Annotated in this window: 15 protein-coding genes; 11 read left to right on the top strand and 4 right to left on the bottom strand. The window is 65.3% G+C overall.

The window, feature by feature from the left end:
* Window positions 1-26 precede the first annotated feature (26 nt).
* The 6 genes from QA640_RS26695 (at window position 27) to QA640_RS26720 (ending at window position 6,901) form a co-directional block, all read left to right on the top strand.
* Complete coding sequence (locus QA640_RS26695; protein ID WP_283035880.1) at window positions 27-1,481, top strand: HAMP domain-containing sensor histidine kinase; 1,455 nt, start codon at window positions 27-29, stop codon at window positions 1,479-1,481.
* Window positions 1,466-2,830: a sigma-54 dependent transcriptional regulator gene (locus QA640_RS26700; RefSeq protein ID WP_283035881.1), complete on the top strand. Its 1,365-nt coding sequence runs from the start codon at window positions 1,466-1,468 to the stop codon at window positions 2,828-2,830. Before QA640_RS26695 ends, QA640_RS26700 begins: the two co-directional genes overlap by 16 nt.
* A 109-nt stretch (window positions 2,831-2,939) precedes the next feature.
* Window positions 2,940-3,650, top strand: coding sequence for a hypothetical protein (locus QA640_RS26705; RefSeq protein ID WP_283035882.1), 711 nt, complete (start codon window positions 2,940-2,942; stop codon window positions 3,648-3,650).
* 35 nt (window positions 3,651-3,685) lie between these two features.
* Window positions 3,686-4,297, top strand: coding sequence for a hypothetical protein (locus QA640_RS26710; protein ID WP_283035883.1), 612 nt, complete (start codon window positions 3,686-3,688; stop codon window positions 4,295-4,297).
* A gap of 46 nt (window positions 4,298-4,343) precedes the next feature.
* The gene (locus tag QA640_RS26715; RefSeq protein WP_283035884.1) at window positions 4,344-5,621 is read left to right on the top strand and encodes an MFS transporter; all 1,278 of its coding nucleotides are present in this window, start codon (window positions 4,344-4,346) and stop codon (window positions 5,619-5,621) included.
* A 41-nt stretch (window positions 5,622-5,662) separates the two neighbouring features.
* Window positions 5,663-6,901: an arsenic transporter gene (locus tag QA640_RS26720; protein ID WP_283042901.1), complete on the top strand. Its 1,239-nt coding sequence runs from the start codon at window positions 5,663-5,665 to the stop codon at window positions 6,899-6,901.
* Window positions 6,902-7,075: 174 nt separating this feature from the next.
* Here the strand turns inward: QA640_RS26720 and QA640_RS26725 are convergent, their stop codons facing one another.
* Window positions 7,076-8,440, bottom strand: coding sequence for an MFS transporter (locus QA640_RS26725; protein WP_283035885.1), 1,365 nt, complete (start codon window positions 8,438-8,440; stop codon window positions 7,076-7,078).
* 24 nt (window positions 8,441-8,464) lie between these two features.
* On the bottom strand, window positions 8,465-9,226 hold the full coding sequence (locus tag QA640_RS26730; protein WP_283035886.1) for a GntR family transcriptional regulator: 762 nt from the start codon (window positions 9,224-9,226) through the stop codon (window positions 8,465-8,467).
* Window positions 9,227-9,406: 180 nt separating this feature from the next.
* On the opposite strand from QA640_RS26730, the gene QA640_RS26735 reads away from it, so the two are divergent.
* From QA640_RS26735 to QA640_RS26745, 3 genes are read left to right on the top strand one after another with little or no spacing between them, the layout of a single operon-like run.
* Window positions 9,407-10,606: a mandelate racemase/muconate lactonizing enzyme family protein gene (locus tag QA640_RS26735; RefSeq protein WP_283035887.1), complete on the top strand. Its 1,200-nt coding sequence runs from the start codon at window positions 9,407-9,409 to the stop codon at window positions 10,604-10,606.
* 11 nt (window positions 10,607-10,617) lie between these two features.
* Window positions 10,618-11,385 (top strand): SDR family oxidoreductase, encoded by a 768-nt coding sequence (locus tag QA640_RS26740; RefSeq protein ID WP_283035888.1) that lies wholly within the window; start codon window positions 10,618-10,620, stop codon window positions 11,383-11,385.
* Between the two features lie 38 nt (window positions 11,386-11,423).
* Window positions 11,424-12,455: an L-idonate 5-dehydrogenase gene (locus QA640_RS26745; RefSeq protein ID WP_283035889.1), complete on the top strand. Its 1,032-nt coding sequence runs from the start codon at window positions 11,424-11,426 to the stop codon at window positions 12,453-12,455.
* Between the two features lie 13 nt (window positions 12,456-12,468).
* Here the strand turns inward: QA640_RS26745 and QA640_RS26750 are convergent, their stop codons facing one another.
* A complete protein-coding gene (locus QA640_RS26750; protein WP_283043130.1) occupies window positions 12,469-12,630 on the bottom strand; it encodes a hypothetical protein in 162 nt (53 codons plus the stop codon).
* 184 nt (window positions 12,631-12,814) lie between these two features.
* On the opposite strand from QA640_RS26750, the gene QA640_RS26755 reads away from it, so the two are divergent.
* Together QA640_RS26755 and QA640_RS26760 are read left to right on the top strand one after the other, a co-directional pair.
* Complete coding sequence (locus QA640_RS26755; protein WP_283035890.1) at window positions 12,815-14,218, top strand: histidine kinase; 1,404 nt, start codon at window positions 12,815-12,817, stop codon at window positions 14,216-14,218.
* Window positions 14,215-14,877 carry a response regulator transcription factor gene (locus tag QA640_RS26760; RefSeq protein WP_283035891.1) on the top strand — a complete coding sequence of 221 codons (663 nt, stop codon included), beginning with the start codon at window positions 14,215-14,217 and terminating at the stop codon, window positions 14,875-14,877. The genes QA640_RS26755 and QA640_RS26760 overlap by 4 nt, the downstream gene beginning before the upstream one ends.
* A gap of 11 nt (window positions 14,878-14,888) precedes the next feature.
* On the opposite strand, the gene QA640_RS26765 is transcribed toward QA640_RS26760, so the two are convergent.
* Complete coding sequence (locus QA640_RS26765) at window positions 14,889-15,734, bottom strand: hypothetical protein (protein WP_283035892.1); 846 nt, start codon at window positions 15,732-15,734, stop codon at window positions 14,889-14,891.
* Window positions 15,735-15,813 lie beyond the last annotated feature (79 nt).

The following is a 15,813-nucleotide window of genomic DNA, read 5'->3' on the forward strand; positions in this document are numbered from 1 at the left end:
CAGATTACAAATGTCAGGACGCGGCAATGCGCTCTCTTCGGTCCCGGCTGCTAGCTCTCTGGATCATGCTGGTCGTCTCCGGCATTGCGAGCGGCTACCTGCTGTTCGAGTCATTCCAGCAGACCGCCAATGCGCGACAGGCGCGCTCCGAAGAGCTGGTCGCCCGCGCCTGCCGCGATCTCGCTGACCGCTATCAATTTTTCGTCTCGGGCTGGGGCGGCGGGCCGATTGACGATCGACTCAAAGGCGAGCTGACCGGCGTGACCCAAGCCGCTCTTGCTGGCGCGACCGGTGTGGAAGGCGGGATCTGGCAAGCCGACGCCGGCTCGCTGGCCTATGCATTCCCGACTTATGAAGGGACCGGGCCGAAAATCGACCTGCCGGCCGCCGAACAGAACACAATTCGCCACGTCAACGCCGAGGCCTTGCGGTTTGGTCGCCCGGCGTCGGTCCGGCAAGCCGGCCGTTCACAGGTCCTCATAGTGCATGCGTGCCCGTTGCGCGGCCCCATGCAAGGCGTCACCGGCTGGACCATGACGCGGGTCTTTACCGCCCAGGGACCTGCCTACAATCAGTTGCTGGCTGGCCTCATGGTCCTGGCGCTGACCATCTTCGGATCGGCCGCTTGGCTCGCTTGCGTGCTCTACGCGTGGTCGCGCAAGATCGCGCGGATCGAGCGCGAGCTCGATGTTCGGCGGGACGGCCTGGTCGACCTGCCGAAACTTGCGCGAACCGGTGCACCCGAGCTCGACCGCCTGGTGGATGCGTTGAACGCGACGGGCGAGCGTCTGTCGCTGGAGCGCCGACGCGCAGCCGCCGCAGAGCGGCTCGCGGCACTCGGTCGCCTGTCGGCAGGCTTGGCCCACGAGATTCGCAATCCGATCGCCGCCATGCGCCTGAAGGCCGAGAACGCGCTGGCGGTCGCCGATGGCTCGCGCAGCAACGCGGCTCTGAGCATCATCGTGCAACAGGTCAATCGACTCGATGTCCTGTTGCGGGATTTGCTCGATATGACCCAGGCGCATGAGCCGAAGCTGTCGGAGGTCGATCTCACATCCTTCCTCCAAAGAACCGTGGAGGCCCATCGCGAGTTCGCAGCCGCCAAGGGTTTGGTCGTCACGGCTGGAACCGAAGATGTATGCCGGGAGTTACCCCAGTTCGATCCCTACCAGATGCAGCGTGCATTAGACAATCTGATCCTCAACGCCATCCAGAACTGCCCGCCCGGCGGCTCTGTCATGGTCGACGCACGGCACCGGAACGACAGCCTGCTGCTAAGGGTTGCCGACACCGGCGCCGGGATTTCTGAGGACCTTTGCGAACGCCTGTTCGAGCCGTTCGTGACCGGACGCGCCGATGGCACTGGGCTCGGCCTTGCTATCGTGCGCGAGATCGCGCGAAATCATCGCGGCGAGGCGCGACTTGTGCCGTCCCCGCGCGGCGCGACGTTCGAAATCGAGGTGCCATGGCGATCATCCTGATTGTCGATGACGATGCGGCGTTGCGCGACGGTCTCGCCGAGGCGCTGACTGATCTCGGCCACACACCTCGCCTGGCGGCGTCCGGCCGCGAGGGCCTCGCCGCGCTCAGCGACGATGTCGACGCCGTGCTGCTCGATCTGCGTATGCCGGGTGGCATGGACGGCATCGAAGTGCTGCGCCGAATCCGGTCGGCGCGCAATGCGCCGCCGGTCGTGGTGCTGACGGCCTTTGCCAGCGCCGTGAACACGATCGAGGCTATGAGGGTAGGTGCCTTCGACCATCTCAGCAAGCCGATCGGACGCGAGGACCTGAAGGCGCTGCTGAATCGCCTTCCGGAACGTGCGCATTCGATCGTGGAACCGGTACGCGAGGCCGGCGACAGCTTGATCGGGTCGAGCGAAGGAATGCGCCGTGTCCAGAAGGCGATTGGGCTTGCCGCCGACAGCGATGCGATCGTGTTGATCCTCGGTGAAACCGGGACCGGCAAGGAGCTGGTGGCTCGCGCGCTTCACATATACGGCAAGCGCAAGGACGCTCCGTTCGTTGCGGTCAATTGCGCGGCTATTCCCGAAGACCTGCTCGAGAGCGAATTGTTCGGCCACGTGAAGGGCTCCTTCACCGGCGCGACTGCTGACCGGGCCGGCGCGTTCCGCGACGCCGCCCACGGCACTTTGTTCCTCGACGAGATCGGCGACATGCCGCTTTCCATGCAGGCTAAAATCCTGCGCGCCTTGCAGGAGCAGGTAGTTACTCCCGTCGGCGGCAAGCCGGAGCGTACCACCGCGCGCATCATCGCCGCCACCCATCGCGATCTCGCAAAACTTGTAGCCGCGAATGAATTTCGCGAGGACCTCTACTACCGGCTCAACGTGGTGCCCATCGCGATTCCGCCGCTACGCGAGCACGCAGAGGATATCGTGCCGCTCGCCGAGCACTTCCTAGTGCGCGTCGCCGCCTCAAGCGGACGGCACAAGCGCCTCAACGCTGGGGCGATCGAGAAGTTGCAGCAGCATGGCTGGCCGGGCAACGTCCGCGAGCTTCGCAACGTGATCGAGCGCGCCTACATCCTGACCCGCTCCGACGTGATCGGGCCCGCCGACATCGACACCAGCGGCGCCGAAATAGAGTCGGCCGATTCCCCTCATGATGCCGATCTTCCCGCCGCCGTCGCGCAGCTTGAGAAGATGATGATCCTGCGCGCGCTGGATACCTGCGACGGCAACCGGACGGAAACGGCGCGCCGACTCGGCATCAATCGTCAGCTTCTTTACACCAAGATGCAGCGCTACGGCATTGCCGTCGAGGCGTCAGAAAACCTGACAGGCGGTGTCAATAAAGCCGACGACTGACCTCGGGATCATTGCAACAACCCTTTGAAATCAACGGTCTCACGACTGGCACATCGCTTGCTAAAGCACAGCCAAGCGAGCTCGTCGCGAAATCGAAGGGAGTTGTTGCATGAAGATGACAAGCAGGCGCGCACTGTTCTGTTCGCCGCTCTCCACAACCGTGATCGGCAGCAGTGCCGCCTATTCGCAGGCGATGAGCCCGATGTGGGATTCGTCGCAGCTTCCGGAGTCACGCGGAATCGTCAAGCAGTACACGCTGACGCCGCGGGGCGACGTCGACGGCATCATCCTTACAGACGGCACCGAGGTGAAGTTGCCGCCGCATCTTACCGCCCAGACAGTCTTTGCAATCCATCCCGGAGACGCAGTCTCGGTGCGCGGCTTGCGCGCCCGCGCCTTGCCGCTGGTCGACGCGGCCTCGATCACCAACGTCGAGACCGGCAAGAGCGTCATTGACACTGGACCGCCGGACCGGCGCGCCGGAAGTGACGAACAGGTGATCAACGGCAAGATCTCGACTTCGCTGCACGGCAAGCGCGGTGAGGTGAACGGCGTGCTGCTCGAGGACGGCACCGTGCTCCGCCTCCCGCCGCCGGAAGCCGAGCGCCTCGAGGGCTGGCTGCGTCCGGGTCAGGCCATCTCTGCGCGCGGCGAGATCCTCGACACTGCGCTCGGCAGGGTGTTCGATGTGCAGGCCATTGGCGCCTCACCTGAGCAGATGACCGAACTGCGCGGCCCGCGTCCGCCTGGCCCAAAGAATGGTCCGGATCGTCGCGGCCCGCCGCCACCTCCGGGTTTCGGACCGCCGCCGCGCGGCTGAAGCTCCTCTTGGTCATCGGAAAGAAGGAAACCAGCATGCACTGGATCGATCCCGACAACCTGCCGGAAGTCGCAGGCACTTTCGAGCGCTTCGTGATCAACCCTCACGGCGAGGTCGATGGCTTCGTCATGACAGACAGGCAGGCCGCCATCCTGGTTCACACGCCGCCGCATATGGACGGCGAGCTCACAAATCGGCTCTCGGCGGGCGACAGGATCCGCGTGCGCGGCGTGCGTCCACGTGGCGCGATGCTGCTGGCCGCGGTCGCCGTCATCGCGACCGACGGGCGGCAGATCGTCGACAACGGTCCGAACCACAACCGCAAGCATGCGAACGTGAGACACAAGCCGATGTCCGCCGAGGGCACCGTGCAGATGTCACTGTTCGGGCCCAAGGGCGAGTTGCGCGGTGCGCTGCTCTCTGACGGCACAGTGGTCCGCATCGGCCCAAAGGAGGCCGAACAGGTCGCAGCCCTTCTCGCTCCGGATGCAAAGCTCGCTGTGCACGGGGATGGCCTCCAGACCAGGCACGGGCGGGTGATCCATGCAACGGAGGCTGGCGCCGATCCCGACAAGCTGAAGCCGATCAGGAAGCCGAAGCCCAAGGACAAGAAACCGAAGCATGAAAATGCCGCCGGCACGGCCTAGCCACGACACTCGCGAGGAACAAACCGCCTGGATTCGGAGGACGCCCATGTCCGAGAATGCTGACCAGCGAGGCGCCGATCGCGCGCTGGACGCGGCCAATTTCTTCCTCGCCGACGTCCGAGACGGGCTCGGTCCCTATCTTGCCGTCTATCTCCTCACCGAGCAACGATGGGACGAAGCCCGGATTGGCCTCCTGATGTCGATCGCGACGATCGCGGGAATTGTCGCGCAGACGCCGGCGGGCGCGCTGATCGATGCGACCAGGGGGAAACGGCTGGTGATGGTCGCCGCAGCCATCCTCGTGACGACATCCTCGCTCCTGCTTCCGGTCTGGCCGAGCTTCTGGCCGGTCGCGATCTCGCAAGGCATCGCACAGGCCGCGGCCGTGGTATTTCCGCCTGCGATCGCCGCCGTCTCGCTGGGCATCTTCGGCCACCGCGCCTTCACGGCGCGGATCGGACGCAACGAAACCTTCAACCATGCGGGCAATGCGGTCGCCGCCGCCATCGCAGGCGTTACAGCCTACTGGTTCGGGCCGAGCGTCGTCTTCTACCTTCTCGCCGCCATGGCGCTCGCGAGCCTCGTCAGCATTCTCTGCATCCCGGAAAGCGCCATCGACCACGATCTCGCCCGTGGCCTGCACGACAGCAAGGCATGCGAAGCGCGCGAGCAGCCGTCGGGCCTCAGCATCCTCCTCACCTGCCGGCCGCTGCTCGTCTTCGCGATCTGCGTCGTACTGTTCCACCTCTCCAACGCGGCGATGCTGCCACTCGTCGGCCAAAAGCTTGCGCTCGGGGACAAGCGTCTCGGCACCAGCCTGATGTCGGCCTGCATCGTCGCCGCGCAAATCGTGATGGTGCCGTTCGCGATGCTGGTCGGCGTCAGGGCCGACCGCTGGGGCCACAAGCGCTTCTTCCTCGCCGCACTCCTGATCCTGCCCATCCGTGGCGCGCTTTATATCCTCTCCGACAACCCGCTCTGGCTGGTCGGCGTGCAGCTTCTCGACGGCGTCGGCGCCGGCATCTTTGGCGCGATCCTCCCCGTCATCGTCGCTGACCTCATGCGCAACACCGGGCGCTTCAACGTCGCGCAAGGCGCGATTATCACGGCGCAAAGCATCGGTGCAGCCCTGTCGACGACGCTCGCGGGCCTGGTCGTGGTCGGCGCAGGCTATAGTGCGGCGTTTCTCACGCTCGGCACTGTGGCCGCGATCGGCGCCGTCTTCTGTGCCTTCGCCCTCCCCGAGACACGGCAAATAGCCGATACAGCGCCGCATTCGCCATGGAAGACAACGCGGCCCGCTTCGGCTATCGCTGCGGAATAACCATCGAACGAGGACCGATAGTGCCGATCGCGCAGCATGACATGATTTGGGCCTGGAGCATCACTGGTTTTGCGACCGCAGGCGTCATCATCCGCCCCTTTCGCCTGCCCGAGGCGATCTGGGCGGTGGCAGGCGCCGCGGCGCTGGTGCTGCTCGGGTTCCTGAGCTGGGATGACGCGCTGACCGGCGTCGAGAAAGGCATCGACGTCTATCTCTTCCTGATCGGCATGATGCTGATCGCCGAGCTCGCCCGGCTCGAAGGCCTGTTCGACTATCTCGCCGCCCTTGCCGTCGAGCATGCCCACGGCTCGCCGCAACGGCTGTTCCTCCTGATCTACCTCGTCGGCACGCTGGTCACGGTGCTCTTGTCGAACGATGCGACCGCGATCGTGCTGACGCCGGCGGTCTACGCGGCGACACGGGCGGCCGGCGCCCAGCCGCTACCATATCTGTTCGTCTGCGCCTTCATTGCGAACGCCGCAAGCTTCGTGCTGCCGATCTCGAACCCCGCCAATCTCGTGGTGTTCGGCTCGCGCATGCCGCATCTGACCGAATGGCTGCGGCAGTTCGCCCTGCCCTCGCTCGCGTCGATCGTGCTCACCTATGTCGTGCTGCGCTTCACCCAGCATCGCGCGCTGAAGGAGGAGACCATCGAGCGCCGCGTGCCGCACAAGGTGCTCAGCCGCGGTGGCAAGCTGACCGCGATCGGCATTGCCGCGATCGGCGCCGTGCTGGTTACATGCTCCGCGCTCGACAAGCAGCTCGGCTTGCCGACCTTCATCTGCGGCGTGGTGACGACCGGCCTCGTTCTGCTGATCAGCCGCCAGTCGCCCCTGCCGGTGCTGAAGCACGTGTCATGGAGCGTGCTGCCGCTGGTCGGCGGGCTCTTCGTGATGGTGGAAGCGCTGGCGAAGACCGGCGTGATCGGCCATCTCAGCGCACTCCTGCACGAGGCGGTCGCACAGTCCGTGCCCATGGCCGGCTGGAGCGTCGGGATTGCGACTGCGATCGCCGACAACATCGCCAACAATCTGCCGGTTGGCCTCGTCGCCGGGTCGATCGTGGCCAGCGATCACCTGCCCACATCCGTCGTCAGCGCCATCCTGATCGGCGTTGACCTCGGACCGAATCTCTCGATCACCGGCTCGCTCGCGACCATCCTGTGGCTGGTGGCGCTCCGCCGCGAGAAGATCGAGGTCGGCGCCTGGCCGTTCCTTAAATTGGGCCTGCTCGTGACGCCGCCGGCCCTGATCGCGGCGCTTGCGGCAGCTATCCGATAGCCGCAGCCGCTCGGCCGGACATCGGCATCCTCGCAGGTTCTCTCCGCCGCGAAATCACTCTCGGCGGACAGCAACCGGCTGAAGCTCGAGGTCGGCCCGCTTCCTGGGTTCGGTCCGCGCCGCCTGACGAGACGGTGCAAAGGCGGGGCGGCCGTTTCGCCGCCCCACGCCTCATCAGTCGTTCTCGTAGCCGTAGACCTCCGGCAGGATGAAGATCGCGGCGAGCAAGCCGATCACCGGGAAGATCGTGACGAACAGCGTCGCATTGGCCTGCCCGATTGCCGCGAACAGCGATGGGAACAGGAAGATCGCCAGGAACGACGGCAGCTTCACGAACATGTAGGCGAAGCCGCTCGCGGTGCCGCGATAGAGCGGCTTTGCGACCATGGTCGGAATCGTCATGCAGTTCGACGCATCCCAATAGTGGCCCCAGAGCATGCCGGCGGCGGCGAACGGCAACAGCACCTTGTTGTCGGTGTAAAGCGCGAACGCGGCGACCAGCAGCGACACGAGCACGATGGAGAAGCCCGCGATCGCGATGCCGCGATGGCCGATCTTCGGCGTGAGCAGCGGCCCGACCCAGCCGGACAGGGCTGCGAAGGAGAACAGCGCCATCGTCACCAGATTGTTGCCAAGGATCGAGGACACGCCGACCATCGCAAACAACACCGGCAGATAGAACGCGAAGGTCGAGAACTCGCTCGCCTGAACGAAACAGGCGATCCAGCCATAAAGCGTGGCGCGCCAGCGGATCGGGTCCTTGCGCAGATCGGCGAGGAACGCGCTCGTGCGCGCCTTCGGCATCACCACGTCCTGATCCGGCAGCATGTCGAGGTTGTCGTTGAACATTTCCCGGGCGACCTGCTTGGCCTCACGGAAGCGTCCCTTCTGCACCAGCCACACCGCCGTCTCCGGCACGTCATGGCGCATCACCAGGATGATCAGCGCCGGCAGCGCGCCGAGGCCAAGCGTCACGCGCCACAAGGTCTCGTGGTGCATGTCGATCAGCAGGAAGGCAATGATGACCGCGAGCGTCAGCACCTCGCCGATCGCGAACATGAACTGCCAGCGATTGCCCATGACCTCGCGCTCGCCCTTGGCCATGGATTCCATGATGTAGGTGTAGCCGGTCGAGATATCGGAACCGAGCGGGATGCCGAGCAGGAATCGGATCACGACGAGCCAGCCGACGCCCGGCACGAAGGCCTGCGCCAGCGCCAGCACGATGAACATGACCATGGTGACAAGGAACATCACCCGGCGACCGATCTTGTCCGACAGCCAGCCGCCGATCAGCGCGCCGATCAAGGCGCCGCCCTGCGTTCCCGCCGCGGCAAGGCCGAGCATCAGGGGATCTGGATTGTACTGCTCGCGAATGAAGATCAGCACGAAGGCGATCGAATAGAGGTCCCAGGCTTCGACAAGGATCGAGGCCATCATCAGCCAGCCGACCTTGTTGCCCTTCGGACTGTAATTGGTGATGAGGTGGCGGACCGCGGTGTCCATCGCGGTCTGTGGTGGCAGGGCCATTGTTTGCATCTAAGTTCCTCTCCCTAAAAATTGTTACGCGCCGAACAGCGGCTCGATGCTGCAATCGAGCAGCCGCGGATCTATCCCCGCTTCCATTCCTGCGAACATCGAGTCCATGAAGTCGATCAGTGCATCGCTCGCTGCCACCGCCGCATCAACGCGGCGGTTGGCGATGGCGTGCAGGATGTCGAGATGGCGATCGATGGTGCCGGACAAGTCGGTCTGCCCCGGCATGTGGCGGTGATGAATGAAGCCGATGCGGCGATAGAGCGTGTGCAGCGGCCGCATCGTATGCGCCAGGAACGGCTCGCCGCCGGCCTCAAGGATCAGCGCGTCGATGCGCCGGTCGAGGCTGTTGAACTCGTCGAGCGTCAGCTTGGCCCGGCGCTCGCGCAGCACGCGCTCGATATGCAGCGCCTGGTTGCGATGCGAGAGGCTGGCGCGATCGGCCGCCAGCCGGATCACGAAGCGCTCCATGTCGCGGCGCAGGCCCAAGAGCATACGCTCGCGCGCCAGGTCAATCGGCGCGACCTGGAGGCCATGACGCGGGCGGATGATGATCAGCGTGTCCGCAGAGAGACGGTTGATGGCATGGTGGATCGGTGTACGGCCGAAACCGGTTAAATGCTGGAGCTCCAGCATGGTCAGGAACTGACCGGGCCTGAGCTCGCAACTGACGAGGAGATCCTCGATCTTCTGATAGGCCAGTTCGAAGAAATTGACGCGGTTGCGCCGACCGGGCCTGTCCTCGCCCTCCGGTCGCACAACCTCCAGCGTGCGCTTACGCCGCGCCATCCCATCCTCCCGTCGGCCCGCCTCTTCCCCGTCGGGCGCGGCCCTATTTGTGATATTCGTAAAACATGTTGTGATATATTACAAGTGGGAGTACGACTGCGCGCATCGATCTGCCGCCTCTGGCGGTGCGAAACAACAACAAGACGGGCGCCCAGCGCTTCGAACCGGGAGGATGTTGCCGTGAAGATCACGTCAATCGAGACGTTGCGCACCGAGGAGTTCGCCAATGTGATCTGGGTGCGCGTCCACACCGATGCCGGCGTGATCGGCCTCGGCGAGACCTTTTACGGCGCAGGCGCCGTCGAAGCACAGATCCACGACACCTTTGCCGGCCGCCTGCTCGGCCGCAATCCCCTCCACATCGAGGCGATCCACCGCGACATGCTCAACCTGCCGATGGCGCAGTCCTCGACCGGCGTCGAATATCGTGCGGCGTCAGCCATCGACATCGCGCTGTGGGACATCTTCGGCAAGGTCTGCGGCCAGCCCGTGCACCAGATGCTCGGCGGGCTCTGCCGCGACAAGCAGCGCATCTATAACACCTGCGCCGGCACCAAATATGTCCGCTCCACCAACATCCGCCCGGTCTCGAACTGGAATCTCGGCGCGGTGCAAAGCCCATATGAGGACCTCGACGCCTTCATGAACCGGGCCGACGCACTTGCCGAAAATCTCCTGGAAAACGGCATCTCGGCCATGAAGATCTGGCCGTTCGATCCGGCCGCGCAGGAGAACAACGGCCTCTTCATCACCGCGGCCCAGATGAAGCAGGCGATCGAACCATTCGAGAAAATCAGGAAGGCCGTCGGCGACAAGATGGAGATCATGGTCGAGCTCCACTCGCTCTGGAATCTGCCGACCGCAAAGCAGATCGCCCGCGCGCTCGAGCCGTACAAGCCGACCTGGTACGAAGACCCGATCCGGATGAACTCGCCGCAGGCGCTTGCCGAATATGCGCGCTCGACCGATGTCTGGGTCTGCGCCAGCGAGACGCTCGGTTCGCGCTTCCCCTACAAGGACATGCTCGACCGCGACGCCATGCATGTGGTGATGGCAGATCTGTGCTGGACCGGCGGCCTCACCGAAGGCCGCAAGATCGCCGCGATGGCCGAGACCTATCACCGCCCCTTTGCCCCGCATGATTGCATCGGCCCGGTCGGCTTCATCGCCGCGATCCACATGTCGTTCAGCCAGCCCAACACGTTGATCCAGGAATCGGTACGCGCCTTCTACAAGGGCTGGTACAATGAACTCGTCACCACCATGCCCGTGATCAAGGACGGCTACGTCTTCCCGATGGACGGGCCAGGCCTTGGCGTCGATCTCCTGCCTGCGGTATTCGATCGGTCCGATCTCGCCGCGCGCCGCTCCAACGTTTGAGGATTCCTAAGATGAGCACCACCCTGTTCGATCTCTCCGGCCGCACCGCGCTCGTCACCGGCTCCTCCCGCGGGCTCGGCCGCGCGATCGCGGAGGGCCTGGCGAAGGCCGGCGCCACACTGATCATCAACGGCGTCGATCCCAAGCGGGTCGAGCAGGCGGTCGCCGAGTTCCGCGCCGCCGGGTACAAGGCCGAAGGCGCCGCCTTCAACGTCACCGATGAAGCCGCAATTGTTGCCAGCTTCGAGCGCTTCGATCGCGAGGGGCTCGCGGTCGACATCCTCGTCAACAATGCCGGCATCCAGCACCGCAAGCCGCTGGTCGAGTTCACCACCGACGAATGGCGCAAGGTGATCGAGACCGATCTGACCAGCGCCTTCGTCATCGGCCGCGAAGCCGCCAAGCGGATGATCCCGCGCAAGCGCGGCAAGATCATCAACATCGGATCGCTCGGCAGCGAGCTGGCGCGGCCGACGATCGCGCCCTACACCGCGGCCAAGGGCGGCATCAAGAACCTCACCCGTTCGATGGCGGTCGAATGGGCGCAACATGGGATTCAGGCCAATGCGATCGGACCCGGCTACATGCTGACCGACATGAACGAGGCGCTGATGTCCAACCCTGACTTCAACACCTGGCTGATGTCGCGCGTCCCTTCGAAGCGCTGGGGCAAGCCGGACGAGCTGGTGGGCGCCGCGATCTTCCTCGCCTCCGACGCCTCGACCTACGTCAACGGTCAGATCATCTACGTCGATGGCGGCATGATCGCCGCGATGTAAGCGCGCCTGCCGCTGAACGAGCTGAAGGAGTAGAGCCCATGCGTGCCGTCGTCATTCACGCGCCGAAGGACCTGCGGATCGACAATTATCCGGATGCAGCGCCCGGCCCGAGCGAAGTCCGCGTCAAGATCGCCAATGGCGGCATCTGCGGCTCCGACCTGCATTACTATCACCATGGCGGTTTCGGCACAGTGCGGATACAGCAGCCGATGGCGCTTGGGCATGAGATCGCCGGCGTGATCGCCGCTGTTGGCAACGGTGTTGCACATCTGAAGCCGGGCACGCGTGTCGCGGTCAATCCGAGCAAGCCGTGCGGCCAGTGCCTGCATTGCCAGGAAGGCATGCGCAACCAGTGCCTCGACATGCGCTTCATGGGCAGCGCGATGCGCAATCCCCACGTCCAGGGCGGCTTTCGCGAGTACGTCACCGTCGATGCCGCGCAAGCCGTGCCGATCGCCGAAAAACTGTCGCTGGCGGAAGCCGCGATGGCGGAGCCGCTCGCGGTGTGCCTGCATGCCGGCCGGCAGGCAGGCCCCCTGCTCGGCAAGCGCGTGCTGATCACCGGCTGCGGACCGATCGGCGCGCTGATGATCCTGGTGTCACGCTTCGGCGGCGCGGCCGAAATCGTGGTGACTGACGTGGCCGACGCGCCGCTCGCAATCGCCAAAAAGCTCGGCGCCACGCACGCCATCAACGTCGCCTCGAACGCCGAGGCGCTAAATCCCTGGCGCGCCGGCAAGGGCGTGTTCGACACGCTGTTCGAAGCCTCCGGCAACCAGGCGGCGCTGCGTACTGCGCTCGACTTGCTCCGCCCCGGCGCGACCATCGTGCAGCTCGGCCTCGGCGGCGAGATGACGCTGCCGATCAATTCCATCGTCGCCAAGGAGTTGCAGTTCCGCGGCACCTTCCGCTTCGATCCGGAATTCGAGCTTGCGGTGCGGTTGATGGGCGAAGGCCTGATCGACGTGAAGCCACTGATCTCGGCCTCGCTGCCGTTCGAGAACGCGGTCGCCGCCTTCGAGCTCGCCAGCGACCGGTCTCAGTCGATGAAGGTGCAGCTGACGTTCTAGAGACGCAGGTCGCCTACTGGCTATCGATCAGGTGATCGCCGACCAGCCGCACCGCGCCGCGATTCCAGGAATAGTCGGCACCCATGCGCAACCCGCTGTCGCCGCGCGCGACGACCGCGCCGGTTGGAAGCACTGCGAGGAGAAAGGCAGAGAGGATCAGCCGGAAACGGTGCATGAGCGGGCCTCGTATGACGGAGCGGCCCGCGATGCTAGGCCGGCAGCCACAGGCCGCGCAGCCGTGCCCGTCCCGGCGCGCGCCGGGAAAATTTCACGACTTTGATCCGGGACGGCTGCGGGCGCTTTCCGCCGCTTGCGTTCTGCCGTTTAATGCGGATGCCGTCCGCGCCAGGTGCCCGCCGATGTGGAACCGCCCGAGGTTCGATCTCAAGGTCCGTCTGACGTTGCGCGTGGCCGCCATATCGGCCGCCTGCTTCGCCGCGATCTCCGCCTACTTCCTCATCACGGCCGACCGCGCGGTGCATGCGCGCATCGACGGTATCGCGGCCATCGTGGCGAAGACGCTGGAGCTGCAACAGGGGAAAGTCCAGTGGGTGAACAGCCCGCGCTCGGACTTTCCGAACCTTGATCCTGTCGCGACCTTTGTGATGACACCCGGCCTGTGTCTCGCATTCCGTGGCCCGAGCGGCGAGCTGCTCCAGCGATTCTGCAGCGGCGCGCCGACCCCGGCGAGCGCGCCACCGCAGGCGTTCGCGGCCTTCTATCGCAGCCTGTTCGACCCCGGCCGCGAAGCGGTACGGCCCGTGATCGCGCGCGGAGCCAAGCTCGGCGACGCCGCAGTCTGGTTCGATCCGGCCATGCAGACCGCGGAGGCCTGGCACGAGGCCGGTCGCCTGATGACCGTGCTTGCAATCACGCTGCCGCTGTTGTGCGCCCTGGTCTACGCAGCGCTGGCGCGCGCGCTGCGTCCGACACAGCTCGTTCGCGCCGGCCTCGAACGCATTGCCGCCAATGACCTCGATGCGCGGCTGCCGCCCTTCGACCTCGCGGAGCTGTCGGCGATCCGCGACGTCTTCAATCATCTCGCTGCGAGTCTTGCCACGGCGCTATCCGAGCGCAGCGAACTGACGCGCAGGCTGATCGCGCTCCAGGACGAGGAGCGCCGCCATCTCGCGCGCGAGCTGCACGACGAGTTCGGCCAGTCGCTCGCCGCAATCCGTGCGCTCGCCGCATCCGCCCGCCAGACAGCGGTACAGGACTGCCCCGAATTGCTGGGAGAATGCGACAGCATTGCCCGGACCGCGACCGGCATGATGGAGACGCTGCGCGGCGCGCTGTTCCGGTTGCGGCCCCCCGATGTCGATGAGCTCGGCCTCGTCGCGAGCCTCGAAGGCCTGGTGTCGGGGTGGAACGGCCGTAGCCGCGGCCAGACACGCTTCGACATCCGCTTCGAGGGTGCCTTCGAGGATCTGCCCGCTTCCATCAGCGCCAATCTCTACCGCATCGTGCAGGAGGCGCTTACCAACGCGGCCAAGCACGCCGGCGCCACGAAGGTCAGCCTGCATCTGGAGATGTGCGCGAAGCCTGGCGCGAGTGAGATCGCGCTGGCCATCGACGACGACGGCCGGCCGAACGATGCCGTCGTCAAATCCGGCATGGGCCTGCTCGGCATGCGCGAGCGCGTCGCGGCGATGCGCGGCCGGCTCAGCTTCTCGGCTGGACCGGACGGCGGTTCCGCCCTCCGTGTCGTCATTCCGGTCAGTCCCGCCGACGGGCCGCTTGAAGCTCTGGAGGACGCGGCATGAGCGAGGCCGGCTGGGGCATCATGCTGGTCGACGACCACGCCGTCGTCCGCGAGGGCTATCGCTCGGTCTTGCAGAAGCAGCCGGGACTGCGCGTCGTCGCCGAGGCCTCGGATGGCGCGGAAGCCTACCGGCTGTACAAGGAGAGCGCGCCCGATCTGATCATCATGGATCTGAGCATGCCCGGTATCGGCGGCCTCGAGGCGATCCGGCGGATCAGGCAGTGGGACAAGGCCGCAAAAATCCTCGTCTTCACCATGCATCAGAACGCGGGCTTCGCCGTGCAGGCGATCCGCGCCGGTGCAAGGGGCTACGTCACCAAGACCAGCCCGCCGGAGACGCTGGTGCGCGCGGTGATGGACGTGCTTGCGGGGCGGGTCGCCATCAGCCCCGACATCGACCACGAGCTCGCACTGAGCCGACTCGCCGGCGAGAGCTCGGCCACCGACGTCCTGACGGCGCGCGAATTCGAGGTGCTCAGGCTCTTGCTCGCCGAACGCTCCACCGAGGAGATCGCCGAGACGCTCCACGTCAGTCCCAAGACGGTCGCGAACCTGCACTCCCTGATCAAGGGCAAGCTCGGCGTCGAGTCGGATATCGAGCTCGTCAGGCTCGCGCTGCGCCAGGGCATATTGACCCAGGTCGATCTCGGCGAGGCCTGAAGCGCCGCGGCTCAAACGAGGTAGCGCGTCAGGTAGCCTTCCATCGCGTAGAGCGCGCACAGCGCAAGACTCGACCACACCGCCGCGCTGAAATAGAGCGCCATCCAGGCGAGTTCCCCCTTCCAATGCGCGACGTCGTGCGTCACGACCCAGCGGGTGGCGACGTCATGAAGGCCTTCGAGCAGGCCCAACAGCCTGCCGCCTTCGGGATGCCCTGCCCGCCAGCGGCTCAGATACATCGGCACGTCGACGGTGACGAGGAAGGCGAGGTAGCAGGCGATGCCGACGATGCCGGCAATGAGGGCCCAGCGCACCGGCCCCTGGAATTCGGGCAGCAGGCGGCACAGCGCGATGCCGACCAGGAAAAAGACCACCGCCCACAGCGAATTCTCGACGGCGTTGTAGAGGTAGTTGGTGGTCAGCACCGCGTACCAGGAAAAGCATTCGGCGATGATGATCACCGGCACGATCACAAGCGCGATGTTCGCGGTGGTCTGCGCCCCCGCCATGCCGCCGAGCTGGGCGAGAATGATCGCCCATTGCGCGGCGAAGCAGAGCTCAGCGACCGTCGCGACCGAGCGGCCGACGAACACGCTCGACAGCCAGGTGTCGAACAGGCAGATGCGCTGCACGTCGGCGCGCGGCAGGAAGGAGCGGAACGCGCAGCCGAACACGTAGCCGGCGCAAAGCAGCAGCATCAATCCGACACCCGACACGCTGCCGAGGTCGTCCGCCGGCGTCTGGTAGAATGCGCGATACAGCATGAACCAGACGAGGATGTTGGCGTTGCTGACCAGCGTCAGAGAACCCCACCACCAGGCCAGGGGATTTGACCTCGCCTGCAACATCAACCGCATCGACCGCTCCGCCTGTAACCGAACCGACACTCAACCGTAGCAATTCTGTTACAAATGACCAGCCGGTCACGACAAAAAT

Origin of the sequence: Bradyrhizobium sp. CB82 (genome assembly GCF_029714405.1) — a bacterium.
Classification (GTDB): Bacteria; Pseudomonadota; Alphaproteobacteria; order Rhizobiales; family Xanthobacteraceae; genus Bradyrhizobium.

What these genes read in the sequence shown, in the direction of transcription:
- QA640_RS26695 (WP_283035880.1), top strand. Translation starts at nt 27, where the DNA reads ATGCGCTCTCTTCGGTCCCGGCTGCTAGCTCTCTGGATCATGCTGGTC.
- QA640_RS26705 (WP_283035882.1), top strand. Translation starts at nt 2,940, where the DNA reads ATGAAGATGACAAGCAGGCGCGCACTGTTCTGTTCGCCGCTCTCCACA.
- QA640_RS26730 (WP_283035886.1), bottom strand. Translation starts at nt 9,226, where the DNA reads ATGGCGCGGCGTAAGCGCACGCTGGAGGTTGTGCGACCGGAGGGCGAG.
- QA640_RS26750 (WP_283043130.1), bottom strand. Translation starts at nt 12,630, where the DNA reads ATGCACCGTTTCCGGCTGATCCTCTCTGCCTTTCTCCTCGCAGTGCTT.
- QA640_RS26700 (WP_283035881.1), top strand. Translation starts at nt 1,466, where the DNA reads ATGGCGATCATCCTGATTGTCGATGACGATGCGGCGTTGCGCGACGGT.
- QA640_RS26755 (WP_283035890.1), top strand. Translation starts at nt 12,815, where the DNA reads ATGTGGAACCGCCCGAGGTTCGATCTCAAGGTCCGTCTGACGTTGCGC.
- QA640_RS26710 (WP_283035883.1), top strand. Translation starts at nt 3,686, where the DNA reads ATGCACTGGATCGATCCCGACAACCTGCCGGAAGTCGCAGGCACTTTC.
- QA640_RS26725 (WP_283035885.1), bottom strand. Translation starts at nt 8,440, where the DNA reads ATGCAAACAATGGCCCTGCCACCACAGACCGCGATGGACACCGCGGTC.
- QA640_RS26765 (WP_283035892.1), bottom strand. Translation starts at nt 15,734, where the DNA reads ATGCGGTTGATGTTGCAGGCGAGGTCAAATCCCCTGGCCTGGTGGTGG.
- QA640_RS26720 (WP_283042901.1), top strand. Translation starts at nt 5,663, where the DNA reads ATGATTTGGGCCTGGAGCATCACTGGTTTTGCGACCGCAGGCGTCATC.
- QA640_RS26760 (WP_283035891.1), top strand. Translation starts at nt 14,215, where the DNA reads ATGAGCGAGGCCGGCTGGGGCATCATGCTGGTCGACGACCACGCCGTC.
- QA640_RS26745 (WP_283035889.1), top strand. Translation starts at nt 11,424, where the DNA reads ATGCGTGCCGTCGTCATTCACGCGCCGAAGGACCTGCGGATCGACAAT.
- QA640_RS26715 (WP_283035884.1), top strand. Translation starts at nt 4,344, where the DNA reads ATGTCCGAGAATGCTGACCAGCGAGGCGCCGATCGCGCGCTGGACGCG.
- QA640_RS26740 (WP_283035888.1), top strand. Translation starts at nt 10,618, where the DNA reads ATGAGCACCACCCTGTTCGATCTCTCCGGCCGCACCGCGCTCGTCACC.